This is a genomic window from Pseudomonas sp. GW101-3H06 (assembly GCF_059424605.1).
In genome coordinates this window covers 5,054,405-5,069,622 of sequence record NZ_JBWKZO010000001.1, presented here as the reverse complement: position 1 = coordinate 5,069,622, position 15,218 = coordinate 5,054,405, and the positions used below count along the sequence as shown (strand labels likewise).

Here is a 15,218-nt window from a genome sequence, read left to right as displayed (position 1 = left end):
AGCGCTGTCTCGATGCAGCTGCAAATGCGTGAGCGGGGGTTCGCCTGATCCTCGCTTTTTGGCGTTGGGAACAACATGCTGCAACCCACAAAAATGACAAGAAGGCGTCGGCAACTTCTGCTTTTGGTCCAGTGTCATAGCTGTCAAAGGTAGCGCTGTCTGCGCGCTGAGGTGTTACATGAATCATCCCATCACCGCCCTGGTCATCATGGGCGTTGCCGGTTGCGGCAAGACGTGCGTCAGCGAGGCCTTGTGCCAGCTCAGCGGCGCCACGGCCATTGAAGGCGACTCTTTCCACCCTGCCGCCAATATCGAAAAGATGAGCGCGGGTATCCCCCTGAACGATGAAGACCGTGCCGGCTGGCTTGACAGCCTGTGCGATGAACTGCGCCGCGTCGACGCCCTGGGCCAGCGCCCGGTACTGACCTGTTCGGCCCTCAAGCACATTTACCGCGAACGCCTGCGCAGTGCCTTGCCTGGCCTGGGTTTCGTGTTCCTGGAACTGACCCCCGAAGTCGCCGCCGACCGCGTATCGCATCGCCCTGGCCACTTCATGCCGTCGACCCTGATCGACAGCCAGTTCGCCACCCTTGAATCTCCCGTCGGCGAGGCGTTGACCCTGGCCCTCGATGCCTCGAACCACAGCGTCGATGAGCTGGCTGTTCAGGCCCACCACTGGTGGCTTGAACACGGCCTGAAACGCGCCGGTTAATTTTTGCTTACAGAGATAGCGCTGTCCTTATGGCCTTCGCATTACCCGCTTTAATAACAACAACAACCAGGAGACACCCCTAATGTTTGGCATGTCCCACGAGACGTTCCTGCTGCTCGATGCAGTGGTCACGGTGATCGGGCTTATTGTCCTGATCACCAAGTTCAAGTTTCACCCCTTCATTGCCCTGATCATCGCCGCAGCCTTCCTCGGGCTGACCTCCGGCATGCCGATCGGCACCATCATCAAGGCATTCCAGGACGGCTTCGGTGGCGTACTCGGGTTTGTCGGGATCATCCTCGCGCTGGGCACCATGCTCGGCAAAATGATGGCTGAGTCGGGTGGGGCGGACCAAATCGCCCAGACCCTGATTCGCTCCTTCGGCAAGGACAAGGTGCAGTGGGCGATGATGTTCGCCGCGTTCCTGGTGGGCATTCCGCTGTTCTTCGAAATCGGCTTCGTGTTGCTGATTCCGCTGGTGTTCATCGTCGCCCGGCGTACCGGTGTGTCGATCATCAAGATCGGCATCCCGTTGCTGGCCGGTCTGTCCGCCGTACACGGCCTGGTGCCACCGCACCCGGGTCCGCTGCTGGCCATCGGCGTGTTCGGTGCCGACATCGGCAAGACCATTCTCTACGGCCTGATCGTGGCACTGCCAACGGCGATCATTGCCGGTCCGATCTTCGGTACCTTCATCGCCAAGCACATCCCCGGTCACCCGAATCAGGAGCTGGTGGACCAACTGGCCCGCGAATCGGATTCCGCTGATCTGCCAAGCTTCAGCATCACCCTGATCACCGTGCTGTCGCCGGTGTTCCTGATGCTGCTCAAGACCTTTGCCGATGTGGTGCTGCCGGAGGGTAACTTCTTCCGTACCTTCATGGACCTGATCGGTCACCCGATCTCGGCGCTGTTGCTGGCGTTGCTGCTGTCGCTGTACACCTTCGGCTACAAGCAAGGCATCGGTTCCAACCAGATGCTCAAATGGCTGGACGCGAGCCTGGCGCCGACGGCCGCGATCATCCTGATCATCGGTGCCGGTGGTGGCTTCAAGCAGATGCTGGTGACCAGCGGCGTGGGTACTGTCATCGGCAACATGGCCGTGGCGGCGCAGATTTCGCCCATTCTGCTGGCGTGGCTGGTGGCGGCGGTGATCCGTATCGCGACCGGTTCGGCGACCGTGGCGACCATCACCGGGGCGGGCATCGTGGTGCCGGTTGTCGGGATGATTCCAGGGGTTAACCGTGAACTGCTGGTGCTGGCCACCGGTGCCGGTTCGTTGATCCTGTCTCACGTTAACGACGCCGGTTTCTGGCTGGTCAAACAGTACTTCAACATGACCGTGGCAGAGACATTCAAGACCTGGACGGCGATGGAAACCATCCTGTCGGTGGTGGGGTTGGGCTTTATTCTGTTGTTGTCGTTGTTCGTCTAAATCTGTATCGGGCACAAAAAACCGCAGCGACGCGGTTTTTTGTGCCTGCATTCAGGCGTCAACCGAAATGCTTTTTTTCCTGCGGTTGTCGGATGCCGCTGGAAGTTGAAGGGATCTGTTTGACACCGGAATCGGTGCCACTGATCTTGAGTCCGCCCTTCGTTTTGACTGTATTGAACTCGTTCTGTGGACGCACACCATAGTTGCCCTCGAGAACAATTCCGGTGCGGGCGCTGTTGCTTTTAATCGGAGTAGGGACGTTTGGCTGGGCAGCAGTGCTTGTGAGATGAGGAAGCGTTACCCCTTTTGGCAAGCCTTTTTGTGATTTCGACTTCCCTAACTTCGCTTTGTTTATGGCTTTAGGATAGGTTTTTTGGCTGTTTTCCACTGCACCGCCAAAGACATCAAAAAATTTTCCCATTCCAGAGCTGGGTTGGGTGGGCAGCGCGTTCAATCGCGATCCACTTGATGTATTGGACAAGTTAAAAAAATCCCAGACCTTGAGTACCTTGCTCCAAAAGGTGCGTCCTGTCGGATCCACATTCATCACCGGCTCACAACCACAGTACGCGTACCAATTCACTCCGCCTTCCTCAAACGGGCTCATGCTGTCCGGGCTATGAAACCGCATCAATAACGGGTTATAGACGCGGTATCCCTTCCCCAAAAAATACCAGCCAGTCTTCGCCTCACGCAGTTCGCCATTAAACCCCAGGTGCGTCATGACCTCCTGTGGCGAGGACTGCTGACCATAGGGGGAGTAGACGAGGCGGTGAATGTTGTCGGTCATTTCGGCGAGCACGGTGTTTTCGCTGTCGCCGGCTAACAACAAGGTGCGGGACATGTGATTGGCAGGTTTAGAGGTGTGCATGGGAGTGCCTTTGTTTGACGATGAGTCAATAAAGGCTTCCAGCATTTCACGTAGTGCCAGCGTCGGGAACTGACAGAACTACCAGGTATCGTTGAGTGCTCAGCAAAGCAAATGTGGGAGCGGGCTTGCTCGCGAAGGGGTCATAACATTCAAAGCAAATGTTGAATGTAAGTCCGCTTTCGCGAGCAAGCCCGCTCCCACAGTTGTTATGTGTCAGGCGTTGGATTTGGTTGCGAGCCCATCCGCCCTGAACATCCCGCGAATCCCGCGTACGGCCTGGCGAATGCGATCCTGGTTTTCGATCAGGGCGAAGCGCACGTGATCGTCGCCGTATTCACCGAAGCCCACGCCCGGCGAGACGCACACCTTGGCTTCGGCCAGCAGTTTCTTGGCGAATTCCAGTGAGCCCAAATGAGCGTAAGCCTCGGGAATCTTGGCCCAGACGTACATCGACGCCTTTGGGTTTTCGACCATCCAGCCCAGCTCATGCAGGCCCTTGACCAGCACATTGCGTCGCTGCCGGTATTGCTCGGCGATGTCGCGCACACATTGCTGATCGCCTTCCAGCGCGGCAATCGCCGCCACTTGCAGTGGGGTGAAGGTGCCGTAGTCGTGGTAACTCTTTATCCGCGCCAGGGCGTTGACCAGTTCCGGGTTTCCGACCATGAAACCGATGCGCCAGCCCGCCATGTTGTAGCTCTTGGACAGGGTAAAAAACTCCACCGCAATGTCCTTGGCGCCCGGTACTTGCATGATCGACGGTGCTTTCCAGCCGTCGTAGACGATGTCGGCGTAGGCCAGGTCGTGGATCACCAGCACGTCGTACTGCTTGGCGAGGGCGATCACCCGTTCGAAGAAGTCCAGTTCCACGCACTGCGCGGTGGGGTTGGACGGGAAGCCGAGGATCATCATCTTCGGTTTTGGAATCGACCCGCGAATGGCCCGTTCCAGTTCAGCGAAGAAATCCACGCCCGGCACCAGCGGCACCGAACGCACCTGGGCGCCGGCAATCACGGCACCGTAGATGTGAATCGGGTAGCTTGGGTTGGGCACCAGCACGGTATCGCCTTGATCGAGGGTAGCCAGCATCAAGTGCGCCAGGCCCTCCTTGGAACCGATGGTGACAATGGCTTCGCTTTCCGGGTCGATGTCGACCTCGTAGCGTTCCTTGTACCAGTTGGAAATCGCCCGGCGCAGACGCGGAATGCCCTTGGACGTCGAGTAGCCGTGGGTGTCTTCGCGCTGGGCGACGGTCACCAGTTTTTCGACGATGTGCGGCGGGGTGGCGCCGTCGGGGTTGCCCATGCTCAAGTCGATGATGTCTTCGCCACGACGACGGGCAGCCATCTTCAGCTCGGCAGTGATGTTGAAAACGTAAGGGGGGAGTCGATCGATGCGCGCAAAGCGGCGCGGCGAACCTTGTTCGGCCATTGTTGCCTCGGATAACGTAAGCGCCCGGAACCGTCCGAGCGACGCTGGTCACTGTGGTGACCTGTGGCGGAATGTACGGTGAGCTGTGGCAGACTGTCCAGCCTGCGCGTAAACAATTTTTTCCGAAGGAATTGGGTTGATGGAATTTACCAGTGGCTTCCTGCTGAGCCTTTCGCTGTGCCTGGACATAGGCGTGGCCAACATCGCGATGATTACGCTGGCGATGCAGCGCGGCTATTTTCAAGGCTTTGCGCTGGGCCTGGGCACCTGTGTCGGCGACCTGATCTACGCCGTGCTGGCATTGGCCGGCATGACCGTCCTGCTGCAATACGAAACCGTGCGCTGGGTGTTGTGGATCGGCGGTTCGGCGCTGCTGGTGTACTTCGCGGCGAAGATGATTTATTCGGCGATTCACCACGAGGCGCTGCTGGCCGAGACCGCCGAGGTCGGCCACAACTCCCATCGCAAGGAGTTCTTGCGCGGGATTTTCCTCGCCATGTCGTCCCCCAGTGCGATCCTCTGGTTCGCTGCGGTGGGCGGCACGCTGATCGCCCGTTCCGGTGGCGGCGGGGCCATCAGCTCGGCGCTGTTTCTTGGCGGGTTTCTCTGCGCAGGCATTCTCTGGTGCGTGGGCCTGTGCTTCGCGGCGAGCCATGGCGGCAAGTTGCTCGGCGACAAACTGCTGCGCTATTCCTATATGGCATCGGCGGCGATCTTCTGCTATTTCGCGGTATACGTGATTCTATCGGGTTACAACGAGTTTGTTGGCAGCGTTGCCGTCGAGCAGTTGCACGCCCTGTAATTGGGCGAATCGGGTTTGGCTTCTATACTCCCAGCCGAACCCACTTTTCGCTCCAGGAGTCGAGCCATGGATGAGCAAACACGCGTCGAACCGGCGGAGCCGCGCTTCGAACACGGACATTTCCTGCTGATCGCAGGGCTAGGCGGTCGATTTACCCAGCAAACCACCCGGGACATTCCTGCACTCTGGGAAAAATTCATTCCGCATCTCGGCAATATTCCGGGGCAAAAAGGCGAAGTCACTTACGGCATTTGTTGCAATCCGGATGGAGAGGGCGGTTTCGAGTACATCGCTGGCGTCGAGATCAGCAAACTGGACGACCTGCCTGAAACCTACCGTTGGGTTGAAGTGCAGCCTCAGCAATATGCCGTGTTCGAGCACCGGGGCAAATTGGACAGCTTGCCGCAGACCTTCCAGTACATCTGGAAAACCTGGCTGCCCCAATCCGGCCATCAGGCGGCTGATGCTCCGGAGTACGAGCGTTACAGCGAGGACTTCAACCCGAGTCGGGGTACCGGGAAACTGGAAATCTGGTTGCCTATCAAGTCGTGATCTCTCTGTGTCGGGAGGCGGGTCGAACGATTCGTCTCTCGATGTCATGCCAACGCTGATTTATGATCCCCGGCCTTTCCATCTGATTGCGACCCGCCATGAACACCGTCATCCGCCACGTCACGCCTGCTGATCTGGACCGCTGCTACGCCATCGAAACCGTTGCCTATGAAGGTGACGAAGCCGCAACCCGCGAAAAAATCGCCACCCGCATCGCCACGTGGCCCGAGGGCTTCATCGTTGCCGAAGTGGATGGCGTGGTCGCCGGTTTCATCAATTCCGGCGCGGCGTTCCAGGTGGAAATGTCAGACGAAGCATTCAAGGAACTGATCGGTCACGACCCGGCCGGCCCGCATGTGGTGATCATGTCGGTGGTGGTGCATCCGGACTATCAGGGGCAGGGCTTGGCAAAGCGCCTGATGGGCGAATTCATCGAGCGCATGCGTGCGCTGGACAAGGCCAGCATCAACCTGATGTGCAAGGAGCGGCATATCCCGCTATATGCCGGGTTTGGCTTTGCCTACGTCAAACCTTCGGCATCGGACCATGGCGGTATGGCGTGGCATGAGATGGTGTTGAACCTCTAACCCGAACACAGATCCCCCTGTGGTAGCGGGCTTGCTCGCTTCCACATTGGACTGTGGTCAGCCTCAGAATTTCAGCCCCATCCGCCGTTCATAGCCGATCCGCCCCTTGTACGCCTCGCCACTGTCGACATATCCATACTTTTCATACAGGGCGATGGCCGCGGCATTGTCCGCATCCACCGATAACTCCAGCCCCCTGATCTCCGGCCACGCCTGGCGCGCCACTTCGGGCAGCGCTTGCAGACAGGCTTTGCCATAGCCCCTGCCCTGAACGCGCTGGTCGACCTGCAAGGCATGCAATGTCGCGCTATGCTCATCGGCCCATGCCGGCAACAGGGGCGGGCGCTTGAGCAGCAGGAAGGCCACGGGACTGTCATCGGCCAGTAGGGTAAAACCTTTGACGCCGGGGCCTGGGCGGGACAGCAAGGTGTGTAATGCACCGTGGATATCCCCGGAGAACTTGATTTGATCCGGGTGAATTTCAATGGCCTCGACCTGCTGGCGCTGCAGCGCATTCAGGCTTTCATAAGGCACAAGTCGGGCTGTCATTGGAGTGTCCTTTTTCCATCAAAAATGAGTCTCGGATTCTAGCGAGTCTGGCCGTTTGGATTATTTTTATTTCACCTGTCGATTCGCCGGATCGCCAGACGACTAAGGGTGTCTTCCAATAAAAACCACGGAGAACCACCATGAACTCACAAACCCAGATCCAGAACCTGATCGAGAACTATCGCCAGGCCGTCATCGCCAAGGACGTGGACAAAGTCATGGCCCTGTATGCCGATGACATTGTCTCCTTCGACGCTGTCAAAGCCCTGCAATTCAAGGGCAAACCTGCCTATCGCGCCCATTGGCAGGCCTGCATGGAAATGTGCCCCGGCCCACACACGTTCGAATTCCATGAAGTGACCATCGAGCCGTCCCAGGAGATCGCATTTGCCCACTGGCTGGCCCATTGCGGCGGTACCAACGAGAAGGGTGAAACCCAGGCCTGCTGGATGCGCGTCACTGCGTGCTATCGGCAGGAGGCCGGGTTGTGGCAGATCGTTCACGAACACTGGTCGGCGCCATTCGACATGACCAGCGGCGCGACCCTGTTCGATCTGCAGCCTTGATCGCCGGGCTGTTGATCGGCAAGCCGCGCCAGAGTGCCCCTCTGCGACCATAGTTGATCCGTTCGATCAGGAGAGCGCCATGAAATACCTATGTCTGGTCTACAGCGATGAAAACCTGTTGCATTCGCTGCCCGAAAGCCCGCAGGACGCGGAATGCATGGCGTACGCCGAGACGATCCAGGGCAGTGGCCGGATGGTCGCCGCCGAGGCGCTGGAGTCGGTGCAGACCGCCACCACCGTGCGCATGCGCAACGGCAAGCTGTCGATCACCGACGGCCCGTTCGCCGAGACCAAGGAACAATTGGCCGGTTTCTACTTGATCGATGCCAGGGATCTTAACGAAGCAATCCAGGTCGCCGGGGACATTCCGGCGGCCCGGGTCGGCTGTGTCGAAGTGCGCCCCGTTCGCCAGTTGAATCCTTGAGATGCCGGGTCTTTCGGTGCAGGTGCGGGTCGAGCAGATTTATCGCCAGGAGTCGCGCCGCATTCTGGCGACGCTGATTCGCCTGCTCGGCGATTTCGACCTCGCCGAAGAGGCCTTGCACGAGGCGTTTTTTGTCGCGGTCGAGCGCTGGCAGCAAGACGGTGTGCCGGATAATCCACGCACCTGGCTGGTGTCCACCGGGCGCTTCAAGGCGATCGATGTGTTGCGCCGGCGCGCCCGCTTCGCCGCCTCACGACCGTTATTGATCGCGCAACTGGAGGCGCTGGAGCAGGCCGACTGGAGTGACGAAGACGTGGAAGACGATCGCTTGCGCCTGATCTTCACCTGTTGTCACCCGGCCTTGGCAGCGGACGCCCAGGTGCCGTTGACCCTGCGGGAAGTCTGCGACCTGACCACCGAAGAAATTGCCCGGGCCTTTCTCTCGGCGCCTGCCACCATCGCCCAGCGCATCGTGCGCGCCAAGGCGAAAATCCGCGATGCGAAAATCCCCTATCAAGTGCCATCCCTGACGGAGTTGCCCGAACGCCTCGACAGCGTGCTGCGGGTGATTTACCTGGTGTTCAACGAAGGCTACTCGGCGTCCATCGGCGCGCAAGTGACCCGCGAGGACTTGACCCGCGAAGCGATTCGCCTCGGCCGCTTGTTGATGGAGTTGCTACCGGAGCCGGAAGTCATGGGCCTGCTGGCGCTGATGCTGTTGCACGAGTCGCGACGGGTGGCCAGAACTTCCGCGAGCGGTGAGTTGATTTTGCTGGATGAGCAGGATCGAGGCTTGTGGGACAGCGAGATGATTGCCGAAGGCTGCGCGCTGGTGGAGCGTGCGCTGAGTAGCCGACGCTTCGGCCCGTATTGCCTGCAAGCGGCGATAGCGGCGGTGCATGCCGAAGCGCCGTCGGTGGATGAAACCGATTGGGAACAGATTGTCGGGCTGTATGACGTGCTGCTGCGGGCCGTTCCATCGCCGGTCATCGAATTGAACCGCGCGGCGGCGTTGTCCAAGCGCGATGGTCCGTTGGCGGGGCTGGCGCTGGTCGAAGCGATTCTGGATCGCGGTGACCTGCTGGACTACCACCTGGCGCACTCGGCGCGGGCGGAGTTTTGTCGGCAGTTGGGACGGGTGGAGCAGGCGCGGCAAGCGTATGAGCGGGCCTTGGCGTTGACCCGGCAAGAGCCGGAGCGGCGGTTTATCGAGGGGCGACTCAAGGCGTTGGGGTGATGGATGCCACCGGCCCCTTCGCGAGCCGATTCGTCAATGGCCGCTATTCCAGCATCTTGGTCAACAACCAGCTCCCCGCCGGCCCTGGCGGATTGAGCCGCGACCACAGTGCATCCACGTAAACGGTTTTCGGCCAGCCGCGCACGTGCAGTTCCTGCAGCGATCCCGGGCCAAATCGCTCCACCAGCCAACGCGGCAGCGGTGTCCAGCCGAATCCACCCTGGGCCATTTCCAGCAGCATTAAATAACTCGGCGCCGACCAGACACGCCCCTTCGCCCGGCTTTCATAAGGATTGACGATGGTCGCCAGGCGCAATTCCCGGTGCCGTTGCAGCACCTCCTGATCGACGTGTTTCAGCGTGGCCAAGGGATGTTTGGGCGAGACGAACAGGGCGATTTCCGTGCGTTCATCCACCGTTGCATTCACCAGGTCCGGCGGATAGCTTTCCTGCATTTCGGCGAAGGCGAGATGAGCCCGGCCGCGTTGTACCAGCGCCACCAGGTCGTCGCATTCGGCGATCAGGCATTCAAGTTCCAGGTCCGGATAACGCTGCTCGAACGCACTGAGTGACGCTTCGAAACGGTCGGACTGGTAGGTGTCGGACAGCGCCACGGTCAGTTTCGCCTCGACCCCTTGGGACAACTGACTGGCGCTCATTTCCAGACGGCTGGTAGCGGCCAGGATGTCCTCGGCCCGCTGCAGCATCACATGCCCGGCCGGGGTGAGGGTGGGTTTGCGGCTGCTGCGGTCGAACAGCGTCAGGTTCAGGTCGATTTCCAGGCTGGCCACCGCCGCGCTGATGGTTGACTGACTGCGCCCCAGTTTGCGCGCCGCGGCGGAAAAAGAGCCTTGCGTCGCTGCCTGAACGAACGCCTGCAACACTTCCTGGGAGGCCATGAACTATCGCCTTGATCGATGGTTATTGATTATGAAGTATCGGTGTGATGGTGGACCATGGCAACCATCGTTACTCAGGAGTCAGGTCATGAGCACCCACAAATCCATCACTGAACGTATTTTCCAGGCCATCGGGTTCGAACTGTTGGCCATCCTGATCTGTACGCCTTTGCTGGCGTGGATCATGGACAAGCCGATGGTGGAAATGGGCGTCGTCACCGTCGTCATTGCTGCCCTGGCCCTGGCGTGGAACGTGGTGTTCAACGGCCTGTTCGACCGAGTGCTCAAGCGCTTGGCCATTGCACACAACGCCTGGGTTCGGGTGGTGCATGCGCTGTTGTTCGAAGGTGGGCTGGTGGCGCTTGGCGTGCCGCTGATTGCCTGGTGGCTGAACATCAGTCTGTGGCAGGCGTTTCTGCTCGACATTGGGGTGCTGCTGTTTTTCCTGCCGTACACCTACGTTTACCACTGGGTGTATGACGTGGTGCGTGAGCGGTTCGTTATGCGTGAGCATAGCCACGCATAACCTGCTCGCTCCCACAGGATTTCAAACGCGCTTAATAATCCCGTCGCTTACGAAACGCCCAACGCCCCGCTATCACGGTAAAGGTCGCCACCAGCGCCACCAGAATCCAGAACCCTTCCGGATCCTGGGAAAGCGGCACCCCACCGACGTTCATGCCGAAAAAACCGGCGATGATGTTGATCGGCAACGCCAGCACCGTGACCACGGTCAGGGTGAACAGCGTGCGGTTGCTCTGTTCGTTGAGGTTGGCGGCGATTTCTTCCTGCAACAGCTTGATGCGTTCACCGAGCGCCGTCAGGTCATTGATGATCAGCGCAAACTCCTCGGTGGATTTGCGCAGTTCCTTGACGTCTTCCTTTTGCAGCCACGGTGGCGGGCGGTTGAGCAGCCGCAACAACGACCCCGGTTCCAGCGCCAGCAGGCGTTGCAGACGTACCAACACCCTCCGGTTAGCGCCCAGTTCGGCACGGTTGGTCGACAGGCGTGAGGACAACAATTCGTCTTCGATCTGATCGACGCTCAGGCTGGTCTTGCGCACGATCTGCGTCAGCACTTCACCCTGATCGCGCAGCAGATGCACCAGCAATTCCAGGGGAGAGCGAAAGCACTCGCCGGCCTTCACCGACGAACGCAACTTGTCCACCGAGTGCAACGGTTGCAGGCGCGCACTGATGATCAACCGGCTGCGCACGCACACCCACAACGTCGACACATCCGAGGAGACCATGCTGCTGAGGTTGAACACCACATCGTTGACCACCGCCAGCAGCGCCGAATCGACATGTTCGATGCGCGTCGAACGCGAACCTTCGTGCAAGGCTTCGAAAAATTCGTCGGGCAATTCCAGATGGCTTTTCATCCAACGCTCGCACGCGGCATGGGCGAGGTTCAGGTGCAGCCAGAGAAATTGTTCGTCGTCTTGCGGTTGTTGCAGGTATTGCAATGCCTTTGCCGAGTCGATTTCCCGTCCGCGTTCACCGGGGCGAAAACTGAATCCGTACAGCAAACCGAACAGATCCGGATCGCGATGGCTTTGATCGATGCTGTGGTTCATGAGGACTCGCAAGGGGAGGTATCTCCTGTGGGAGCGAGCCTGCTCGCGATGAACGTCAGGGCACCGCGTTTATCCAGTTACGCCGCGTTTTTGTTAACGACCATCGCGAGCAGGCTCGCTCCCACAGGCCGCATCATCGCAAGGCTGTTTGACGGTTTGGTGACGATTGCGTGACCCTGACCGATCACCCAGACGCAAAAAAAACCGCCCGATCGCGAAATCGTGCGGCTTTTTTGTGCGTGTGTTTCAGTCGTCTTTTTTGTTTTTCAGGACTTCGCCGGTGGCGGCATTCAAGTCCACGTCCCACTCAACTTTATTGGCATCACGCAACTCGACTTCGTACTCGTAGCCATTGAAGTGGTGATCCAGGTCGCTGTCGGTAATCGTGGCACCCGGGTGCAGCTTCAACACGATCTGGTTCAGTTCTTCCAGCGGCTTGATCTTGCCGTCCTTGACCAGTTGCGGGATCTGGTCGACGGGCACATCGGCCTGGGCCAAACCCGCGGTGAGGATCAAGGTTGCGGCGGCGAACAAGGCAGTCAACGTTTTCATGAGCTTCTATCCTTGGGTGAGCTGTTTAAGTGGAATCAGATTAACTGTGGCAACTTAATTCAGCCTTAAATTCCCTTTGTCTGGACTAAAGCCTTCGCGAGCAGGCTCGCTCCCACAGATTTACGCCAATCCCTGTGGGAGCGAGCCTGCTCGCGAATGCAAACGCCTTGGTCCCGGATCAATACCCGTTATTCTTCAACACCTGATCAACACTCGCCGCCGGCCTCTTGTAGAACTTCAACAACTCACTGGCGCGATTGGTAAAGATCCCATCGACACCCGCATCCATGACCTTCTGAAAATCCACCGCTTCATCGATGGTGTAAACGTGCACCAACAGACCTTGATCGTGGGTGTACTGGTTCATCCACGGTTGCACCAGATCCGCATAACTCTGATCGCCACCCTGGGTCAACACGGCCGACGGGCCAGTGCCGATCGCGCCCTGGGCCTTGGCGTAGTCGACCCAGCGCTGGAATTCGGCTTTGTCCTTCGGTTGCTGCTTGGCGTAGTACGCAGCCTTGTCCTTCTCGCCGGACTCGGCAAACGTCACCTTGGATGCAGGCTCGATATTGCCTTCGCCGACCCATAGCAACAGGATCTTCGGCACTCGCGGCATTTCCTTTTGCAGCAGTTCGAGGCTGCTCTTCTCGAAGGTTTGCAGGATCACCTTGCCTTTACCCTGACCGACAGCCAGCTCGCTTTTCGCCAGTTTCGAACCGGCCGGGCTCAGCCAGCCACGGTCCTGGAGTTTCGCTTTCAGGTCATGCTCGATGCCGGGAAACTGCTGCGGTTCCTTGGTCTCGATATACAACCCCGGCTTGTGCCGTGGATTGGCCTGGGCGATGTCGATGATTTCATCGAGGGTCAGGATTTTCAGGCCCGTATAGGAAGGGCGTGCGCGATCCGGGTAGGCGGTGTTGAACCAGCTACCGGCGTCCAGGGTTTTCAGCTCGGCCATGGTAAACGCGTTGGCCGGGCTGTCCTTGCGCTCGGGGAACTTGATCGCGACGTCGGTGGTACGCAGCAGGCTGTTGTCGTGCAGGGCGAACAGCACGCCGTCCTTGCTGCGTTGCAGGTCAAGTTCCAGGTAATCGGCGCCCAGATCACGGGCCAGTTTGTAGGCGGCGTCGGTGGACTCCGGTGCATCGAACGACGCGCCTCGGTGGGCGATCACTGCCGGGTGAGGGATGCCCAATCTTGTAGCCAAAGCAGTGGGGCCAGGTTCGGTGGCGGCTTGGGCCTGAGCCTGGAGTTGAACTGTACCGAGCAGCAAACTCAGCATCAGGGCGCTTTTGGTGAAGGTGGCAGGCATGGTCGAGATCCTTTCGCGATGGTTTACAAAGACGTCCCTTTTAACAACTGAGCGTTGCCAGCGCTATCGCGAGACCGACATAAACCTGTTTAAAGCTGATGTTCGTCAGCGTTTTTGTGCGCTCGTTTGCAGTACCCTTGACCCCGGCAACTTCCCCGGCAGAGGGAAAACCGTTCGCCGGCCCTGCGTGTAAACCAACGATCACTTTTTGTGAGGTTTACCATGCGCGTCACATCCCAGCTCATTTGCCAGGCTGCCGACCAACTCAAAGGCTTCGTCGGCCTCAATCGCAAGACCGGCCATTACATCGTCCGCTTCAGCGAAGATGCTTTCGGCATGGACGTGGCGGACGACGGCATCATCCCCGCCAGCGAATTCGTCTGGGCACCGGGCCCCGAACACACCATGACCCTCAAGCGCGAGTTGATTCAGTTGCTGCTGGATCAGAACATCGACGACAGCATCAACATCACCGAACCGTTGCGGGTGTACATGAACAGGCGGGATGTGCCGCAGATTTCGGCGGTGCGCAGTTTGGTGCGAGGCTGATGGTTTTGGGCTGACTGTATCGGCCTCTTCGCGGGCAAGCCCGTTCCCACAAGGGTGTGCGTTAAACCTGTGGGAGCGGGCTTGCCCGTGAAGACGGCCTGAAAAACACCCAATCAACTACAGACTGAACTCATACGCCCGCTCAACCCGACACACCCGCGTATGACACCGGGCATACCAGGTCGACCGCCCCCGCTCACGAATTTCACTGTGCTCGGGATGATGCTTCCAAGCCAGAATCGCCGCCTCGCTGGCCCAGTACGAAACGGTAATCCCCACCCCGTCATCGCCCCGAGCCGACTCCACCCCAAGAAATCCCGGTTGCTCGCGCGCCAACTCCACCATGCGCGCGGCGGCCTCGGCGTAACCCTGGTCACCCTCAGTGCGCCGCGAGGTAAAGATCACCGCGTAATACGGCGCGGGCGGTGTATTGGCCATCATGAGCGCTGCTCCGTGCATGCTTCGACCAAGGCTCTTACCAGCGGCGGCGGGATGCCCTTGAGCGCAGCACGTTCCGGCTGGAACAGCGTGGCAATGAAGAACGGATGCCGCTTGAGCTCCACCGCGCGCAGGCCCTGCGATTGATCATGACCGACACCCTGAAGATCATGCTGTAGCAAGGCCTGCTCGAACCGCGGATTCACACCATAGCGGCAGCGATAGCCCTCACGAATCTTGGACGTTTCATACGCCTTGGCGATCAACGAACCTTCACGCAAATGAATGCTGTCGACAGCCTCCACCAGCGAGCACTCCAGGGGTGTGAGCAATGCGCGATCAGCATCGGGCGACGTCTCGCCATGCACGGCATCCGACCAACCGAGCACATTGCGAGCGAATTCCAGCACCGCATGTTGAAAACCGCCGCAGGTGCCGAGGAAAGGTCGCCGCTGTTCGCGGGCAAAGCGAATCGCCCGTAGCGCGCCGTCCAGGCTGCGATAGGGGCTGGCCGGTACACACCAGAAGCCGTCGAACTCATCGAGCGGCGCGCCGGCCTCGATGCTCTCGGTGGCGAGCCATTGCCCTTGCACGTTCCGGCCAGTGATTTCGGCGGCCATCCCTAGCGCCACCGGGATAGCCTGGTGGGCGGTGACTTGCGGGTCGTAATCGCCGATCAGGGCGATGCGGATGACGGGGTTTTCCATGAGTGGCCTCTGC

Annotated in this window: 19 protein-coding genes; 10 read left to right on the top strand and 9 right to left on the bottom strand. The window is 59.3% G+C overall.

From position 1 onward, the window contains the following. The first annotated feature begins 178 nt into the window (after positions 1-178). Positions 179-712, top strand: coding sequence for a gluconokinase (locus tag AC07ZE_RS23205; protein WP_207266779.1), 534 nt, complete (start codon positions 179-181; stop codon positions 710-712). 82 nt (positions 713-794) lie between these two features. Further along, complete coding sequence (locus AC07ZE_RS23200) at positions 795-2,147, top strand: GntP family permease (protein ID WP_207266778.1); 1,353 nt, start codon at positions 795-797, stop codon at positions 2,145-2,147. A 58-nt stretch (positions 2,148-2,205) separates the two neighbouring features. On the opposite strand, the gene AC07ZE_RS23195 is transcribed toward AC07ZE_RS23200, so the two are convergent. Continuing rightward, entirely contained in the window at positions 2,206-3,018 is an 813-nt protein-coding gene (locus AC07ZE_RS23195; protein ID WP_207266777.1) for an RHS repeat-associated core domain-containing protein, read from the bottom strand. A gap of 213 nt (positions 3,019-3,231) precedes the next feature. After that, the gene (gene alaC / locus AC07ZE_RS23190; protein WP_207266776.1) at positions 3,232-4,449 is read right to left on the bottom strand and encodes an alanine transaminase; all 1,218 of its coding nucleotides are present in this window, start codon (positions 4,447-4,449) and stop codon (positions 3,232-3,234) included. A 139-nt stretch (positions 4,450-4,588) separates the two neighbouring features. Between alaC and AC07ZE_RS23185 the strand changes: the two genes are divergently transcribed. From AC07ZE_RS23185 to AC07ZE_RS23175, 3 genes are all read left to right on the top strand, one after another. Then, complete coding sequence (locus tag AC07ZE_RS23185) at positions 4,589-5,251, top strand: LysE family translocator (protein WP_207266775.1); 663 nt, start codon at positions 4,589-4,591, stop codon at positions 5,249-5,251. Between the two features lie 66 nt (positions 5,252-5,317). Next, entirely contained in the window at positions 5,318-5,803 is a 486-nt protein-coding gene (locus tag AC07ZE_RS23180; protein ID WP_207266774.1) for a GyrI-like domain-containing protein, read from the top strand. 98 nt (positions 5,804-5,901) lie between these two features. Then, positions 5,902-6,390, top strand: a complete 489-nt coding sequence (locus AC07ZE_RS23175) for a GNAT family N-acetyltransferase (protein ID WP_207266773.1) — start codon at positions 5,902-5,904, stop codon at positions 6,388-6,390. Between the two features lie 63 nt (positions 6,391-6,453). Here AC07ZE_RS23175 and AC07ZE_RS23170 read toward each other — a convergent pair whose 3' ends face one another. Continuing rightward, positions 6,454-6,939: a GNAT family N-acetyltransferase gene (locus AC07ZE_RS23170; RefSeq protein WP_207266772.1), complete on the bottom strand. Its 486-nt coding sequence runs from the start codon at positions 6,937-6,939 to the stop codon at positions 6,454-6,456. A gap of 140 nt (positions 6,940-7,079) precedes the next feature. Here AC07ZE_RS23170 and AC07ZE_RS23165 point away from each other — a divergent pair, with 140 nt between their 5' ends. The 3 genes from AC07ZE_RS23165 to AC07ZE_RS23155 all read left to right on the top strand — a co-directional run bounded on the left by AC07ZE_RS23165 (position 7,080) and on the right by AC07ZE_RS23155 (position 9,166). Beyond that, on the top strand, positions 7,080-7,505 hold the full coding sequence (locus AC07ZE_RS23165; protein WP_137804002.1) for a YybH family protein: 426 nt from the start codon (positions 7,080-7,082) through the stop codon (positions 7,503-7,505). A gap of 79 nt (positions 7,506-7,584) precedes the next feature. Further along, positions 7,585-7,929 (top strand): YciI family protein, encoded by a 345-nt coding sequence (locus AC07ZE_RS23160; RefSeq protein WP_095193239.1) that lies wholly within the window; start codon positions 7,585-7,587, stop codon positions 7,927-7,929. Position 7,930: 1 nt separating this feature from the next. Continuing rightward, the gene (locus AC07ZE_RS23155) at positions 7,931-9,166 is read left to right on the top strand and encodes an RNA polymerase sigma factor (RefSeq protein WP_207266771.1); all 1,236 of its coding nucleotides are present in this window, start codon (positions 7,931-7,933) and stop codon (positions 9,164-9,166) included. 43 nt (positions 9,167-9,209) lie between these two features. Here the strand turns inward: AC07ZE_RS23155 and AC07ZE_RS23150 are convergent, their stop codons facing one another. Next, on the bottom strand, positions 9,210-10,064 hold the full coding sequence (locus AC07ZE_RS23150; protein ID WP_207266770.1) for a LysR family transcriptional regulator: 855 nt from the start codon (positions 10,062-10,064) through the stop codon (positions 9,210-9,212). A gap of 88 nt (positions 10,065-10,152) precedes the next feature. Between AC07ZE_RS23150 and AC07ZE_RS23145 the strand changes: the two genes are divergently transcribed. Further along, positions 10,153-10,590 (top strand): multidrug/biocide efflux PACE transporter, encoded by a 438-nt coding sequence (locus tag AC07ZE_RS23145; protein ID WP_207266769.1) that lies wholly within the window; start codon positions 10,153-10,155, stop codon positions 10,588-10,590. Positions 10,591-10,621: 31 nt separating this feature from the next. Here AC07ZE_RS23145 and AC07ZE_RS23140 read toward each other — a convergent pair whose 3' ends face one another. The 3 genes from AC07ZE_RS23140 to AC07ZE_RS23130 form a co-directional block, all read right to left on the bottom strand. Further along, a complete protein-coding gene (locus AC07ZE_RS23140; protein ID WP_207266768.1) occupies positions 10,622-11,644 on the bottom strand; it encodes a transporter in 1,023 nt (340 codons plus the stop codon). Between the two features lie 246 nt (positions 11,645-11,890). Further along, positions 11,891-12,196, bottom strand: coding sequence for a PepSY domain-containing protein (locus tag AC07ZE_RS23135; RefSeq protein ID WP_207266767.1), 306 nt, complete (start codon positions 12,194-12,196; stop codon positions 11,891-11,893). 178 nt (positions 12,197-12,374) lie between these two features. Beyond that, on the bottom strand, positions 12,375-13,511 hold the full coding sequence (locus tag AC07ZE_RS23130; RefSeq protein ID WP_207266766.1) for a glycerophosphodiester phosphodiesterase: 1,137 nt from the start codon (positions 13,509-13,511) through the stop codon (positions 12,375-12,377). A 222-nt stretch (positions 13,512-13,733) separates the two neighbouring features. On the opposite strand from AC07ZE_RS23130, the gene AC07ZE_RS23125 reads away from it, so the two are divergent. Then, entirely contained in the window at positions 13,734-14,060 is a 327-nt protein-coding gene (locus tag AC07ZE_RS23125) for a DUF2025 family protein (RefSeq protein WP_207266765.1), read from the top strand. A 117-nt stretch (positions 14,061-14,177) separates the two neighbouring features. On the opposite strand, the gene AC07ZE_RS23120 is transcribed toward AC07ZE_RS23125, so the two are convergent. Then, complete coding sequence (locus tag AC07ZE_RS23120; protein ID WP_207266764.1) at positions 14,178-14,501, bottom strand: antibiotic biosynthesis monooxygenase family protein; 324 nt, start codon at positions 14,499-14,501, stop codon at positions 14,178-14,180. Further along, positions 14,498-15,205: a CTP synthase C-terminal region-related (seleno)protein gene (locus tag AC07ZE_RS23115; RefSeq protein ID WP_207266763.1), complete on the bottom strand. Its 708-nt coding sequence runs from the start codon at positions 15,203-15,205 to the stop codon at positions 14,498-14,500. The genes AC07ZE_RS23120 and AC07ZE_RS23115 overlap by 4 nt, the downstream gene beginning before the upstream one ends. Positions 15,206-15,218 lie beyond the last annotated feature (13 nt).

Bases quoted from the DNA above. Each gene is read 5' to 3' on its own strand.
- AC07ZE_RS23205 (WP_207266779.1), top strand. From the start codon at position 179: ATGAATCATCCCATCACCGCCCTGGTCATCATGGGCGTTGCCGGTTGC.
- AC07ZE_RS23200 (WP_207266778.1), top strand. From the start codon at position 795: ATGTTTGGCATGTCCCACGAGACGTTCCTGCTGCTCGATGCAGTGGTC.
- AC07ZE_RS23195 (WP_207266777.1), bottom strand. From the start codon at position 3,018: ATGCACACCTCTAAACCTGCCAATCACATGTCCCGCACCTTGTTGTTA.
- alaC (WP_207266776.1), bottom strand. From the start codon at position 4,449: ATGGCCGAACAAGGTTCGCCGCGCCGCTTTGCGCGCATCGATCGACTC.
- AC07ZE_RS23185 (WP_207266775.1), top strand. From the start codon at position 4,589: ATGGAATTTACCAGTGGCTTCCTGCTGAGCCTTTCGCTGTGCCTGGAC.
- AC07ZE_RS23180 (WP_207266774.1), top strand. From the start codon at position 5,318: ATGGATGAGCAAACACGCGTCGAACCGGCGGAGCCGCGCTTCGAACAC.
- AC07ZE_RS23175 (WP_207266773.1), top strand. From the start codon at position 5,902: ATGAACACCGTCATCCGCCACGTCACGCCTGCTGATCTGGACCGCTGC.
- AC07ZE_RS23170 (WP_207266772.1), bottom strand. From the start codon at position 6,939: ATGACAGCCCGACTTGTGCCTTATGAAAGCCTGAATGCGCTGCAGCGC.
- AC07ZE_RS23165 (WP_137804002.1), top strand. From the start codon at position 7,080: ATGAACTCACAAACCCAGATCCAGAACCTGATCGAGAACTATCGCCAG.
- AC07ZE_RS23160 (WP_095193239.1), top strand. From the start codon at position 7,585: ATGAAATACCTATGTCTGGTCTACAGCGATGAAAACCTGTTGCATTCG.
- AC07ZE_RS23155 (WP_207266771.1), top strand. From the start codon at position 7,931: ATGCCGGGTCTTTCGGTGCAGGTGCGGGTCGAGCAGATTTATCGCCAG.
- AC07ZE_RS23150 (WP_207266770.1), bottom strand. From the start codon at position 10,064: ATGGCCTCCCAGGAAGTGTTGCAGGCGTTCGTTCAGGCAGCGACGCAA.
- AC07ZE_RS23145 (WP_207266769.1), top strand. From the start codon at position 10,153: ATGAGCACCCACAAATCCATCACTGAACGTATTTTCCAGGCCATCGGG.
- AC07ZE_RS23140 (WP_207266768.1), bottom strand. From the start codon at position 11,644: ATGAACCACAGCATCGATCAAAGCCATCGCGATCCGGATCTGTTCGGT.
- AC07ZE_RS23135 (WP_207266767.1), bottom strand. From the start codon at position 12,196: ATGAAAACGTTGACTGCCTTGTTCGCCGCCGCAACCTTGATCCTCACC.
- AC07ZE_RS23130 (WP_207266766.1), bottom strand. From the start codon at position 13,511: ATGCCTGCCACCTTCACCAAAAGCGCCCTGATGCTGAGTTTGCTGCTC.
- AC07ZE_RS23125 (WP_207266765.1), top strand. From the start codon at position 13,734: ATGCGCGTCACATCCCAGCTCATTTGCCAGGCTGCCGACCAACTCAAA.
- AC07ZE_RS23120 (WP_207266764.1), bottom strand. From the start codon at position 14,501: ATGATGGCCAATACACCGCCCGCGCCGTATTACGCGGTGATCTTTACC.
- AC07ZE_RS23115 (WP_207266763.1), bottom strand. From the start codon at position 15,205: ATGGAAAACCCCGTCATCCGCATCGCCCTGATCGGCGATTACGACCCG.